Source organism: Ruegeria sp. BHSA118 (assembly GCF_059613405.1).
Genome location: NZ_JBXWSM010000137.1, coordinates 1 through 2,896 on the forward strand (window position 1 = coordinate 1; position 2,896 = coordinate 2,896).

At 55.9% G+C, this 2,896-nt stretch carries 3 protein-coding genes and 1 pseudogene; all 4 read right to left on the reverse strand.

Annotated elements, in window-relative coordinates; all coding sequences use genetic code 11:
• Window positions 1-233, reverse strand: a pseudogene (locus AC2FNN_RS21305) (polyphosphate kinase 2); the annotation flags it as partial.
• Between the two features lie 49 nt (window positions 234-282).
• Entirely contained in the window at window positions 283-1,236 is a 954-nt protein-coding gene (locus AC2FNN_RS21310; protein WP_496760480.1) for an alpha/beta fold hydrolase, read from the reverse strand.
• The gene (gene metA, locus AC2FNN_RS21315; protein ID WP_496760482.1) at window positions 1,226-2,143 is read right to left on the reverse strand and encodes a homoserine O-acetyltransferase MetA; all 918 of its coding nucleotides are present in this window, start codon (window positions 2,141-2,143) and stop codon (window positions 1,226-1,228) included. Before metA ends, AC2FNN_RS21310 begins: the two co-directional genes overlap by 11 nt.
• A gap of 36 nt (window positions 2,144-2,179) precedes the next feature.
• Window positions 2,180-2,896 (reverse strand): ATPase (locus AC2FNN_RS21320; protein ID WP_496760484.1); only part of this gene is annotated, 717 nt, incomplete at its 5' end.

Consider the following 2,896-nt stretch of genomic DNA (forward strand, 5'->3'; position numbering starts at 1 on the left):
AAAATGATGGCAACCCGCTGGTCGGTTTCCTTGACCCATGATTGCATTTTGACCAATTCAATCTGAAGCAGGTCCATCTGCTCTTCATAATCCTTGGTCTTCATCTTTTCGGAATACGGGTAGGTCGGGTTCAGAATATCTCCCTTTTTCGCGTTTTGAATCTCTTCGCGTACAGATTTGGGCGCGTCTTTCTGAAAATACCTCTCAATGGAACCTATTTCGGACCGGGCCATATGTCACCTCGCGATAAAATCCATATCTGACTATGGATTAGAGCTTGGGTTAACGCAAACCCGCGCGCTGCGCTGCGCGATCTATCGCGGCGGCCACCTCGGGCGCCGCGACCACCTGTGGCATATGACCGAAACCCGATAGCTCGATCAACTCGGCCCCGGGGATTTGTTCGATCAGACGTTCAGAATGCCATTCAAGACCAACGGTGTCGTCGGCCGTTCCGTGGATGATTTCCGTCGGAACGGAAATCTCGCCATATCTGGGTTGCAGACGGGTAATTTCGTCCAGCAGGTTGGCACGCTGCTTGGCGTTTGCATGCATCGAGCCACGCCGGATCGTCAGCCCGGGCCCGAAATGTTCCGCATAGCCTTCGGGCGCCGTTTGTGGCGCAAACACTTTGTCCAACGCCTGTGTTACGTACCACTCGGGCACGAAAGAGCTGATCAAGGGCAAGGCCAGCACTTTGCCCGCCGTGGTTGACGCAAGCCGGTTGAACCCATCCAAAGGTGTTTCCCAAGGGATAGCGGCCGGAGCGATCAGAACCAGAGCCGAGATATTCTCGGGTCGGGTCACGGCCCAGGCCAGCGAGACCGATCCGCCATAGCTCTGCCCGGCCACGATGGGTTTTTCCGCACCAAGCTGAGCCGCCGCCCGTTGCAGGATATCCGCCTGCTCAATGATGGTTTCGCCATCCGGATTGAAGCTTTCGGAATAACCCAGGCCCGGTCGGTCAAAAACGATCACGCGGTATGAACTGGCCAGAATGGGGGCCAGCGCAAAGGTCATGTCGCGCGTGTTTCCGCTGGAACCGTGGATCAGAACGACATCAGGACCGTCCCCCATGACCACGGCGTGCACGGCGATACCGCCCACATCCAGAATCCGACCCTCGGGGGGGAAAGCCGCCTCGGCCAGTGCCTCGTTCCGGGCGCTGCGCCAGGTTGTCAGTATGGCAAGGCCCAGAACGGCCAGGCCAAGGGATATCAGGACTTTAGTGGCCAATTTTTGTCATGTCGAAAGGCGTGGACTGATAGATTTCGTTGATCCAGTTGCCGTAAAGCAGATGTGCATGGCTGCGCCACCGGTTCTGCGGTGTTTTGGAGGGATCATCATCGGGGTAATAGTTTATCGGCACGTTGATAGGCGTGCCGTTGCTGACGTCCCGATCATATTCCTGTTTCAGCGTGTCACTGTCATATTCGAAGTGATTGAAGATATACAACGCGCGATGACCGGGATCTTCGACCAGACAGGGGCCGACATCGTCGCTGCCCAACAGGGTCCTCAGCCCGGGCGCGCGATCGATTTCATCCTGTTTCATTTCCGTCCATCGGCTGACCGGAATGACGCAGTCATCCGAGAAACCGCGCAGGAACGGAGACGCCGGGTCCAGGTTGCGATGCCGGAAACACCCAAAGGCTTTTGCGTCAAGCATGTGCTTTTTGACACCGTGAAAATGGTTGATCATCGCCATCCCGCCCCAGCACACACCAAAGGTGGAATGTACGTTGGTTTGGGTCCAGTCGAAGATCTCGCTGATCTCGTCCCAATAGGTGACATCCCGAAATTCCAGATGTTCGATCGGGGCGCCGGTGATGACCAGGCCGTCGAATTTCTGATCCTTGATCTCCTGAAACGGGCGATAGAACTCGGACATGTGCTCGGCGGCGGTGTTCTTGGTCCGGTGTTCGGTCATGCGGATCAAAGACAGATCGATCTGCAACGGGGTTGCCCCGATCAGGCGCGCGAACTGGTTTTCGGTCTGGATTTTCTTGGGCATCAGGTTCAGCAAACCGATGCGCAGCGGGCGGATGTCCTGACGCATTGCCTGATCTTCGTCCATGACCATGACGCCCTCTTTGGTCAAGACGTCAAAAGCAGGCAGTTCCGATGGGATTTTGATGGGCATATGTCAGGCTTCTAAGAGATCAGTGAAAACTGATAGTTAGGCGTTATTGCGCGTCGTCTCAAGTGTGTGTTCGATCAACTCATCGAAATCGGCGGCATCGCGGATTTTTCCGATGTCATTGGCGGCAATGGTCACGCCCCAGTTATTCGCCATGGCTTCGTAACGCGGCTGACGGTGCGCCAAGGCCTGTGCATAGGTCCAACGGACGAAATCATCGGGATCAACATCAGCTTCCGAACAGCCTTGAAGATCCAGATAGTCTGTCCAGGCCTTGGTCAGGAATTCGGCCTGATAGGACATCGGCTTAGGGGCTTTGTCAAAACGGCGTACAAGCTCTGCCGTGTGTTCCTCATCCCCTTTGAGCCAGATCATCAGGGTGCGTTGCGAAAGCTCGGAAAGTACCCGGTCGTTCGGGTCTTCGGGGTCGACCCATTCGCAGATCGAACCACCGGTGTCGCAGATGAAATGGGGGTATTTGTACAAACGCTCGGCCCGGTCGATGAAATACTCGGTATCCAGCAGGGCGTGTATTTCGGCCAGTCGAAACTGTTCCTGCCTGCGGCGGTATTCCGGCATTTCCAATCCGCCAAGGGCAGGGTTACCCGGTTTGCCCAGATAGGCTGCGACCGGAGTCAGGTTCGCGAACGAGATATTCGAGCCGATGTAAATGGAATCCGACAGGAGCAGGTCACGCAAGAACGGGACTTTCATCGCCTCGGCCTTCGCATTGTCGGTGATGTATTCGCCCATGTA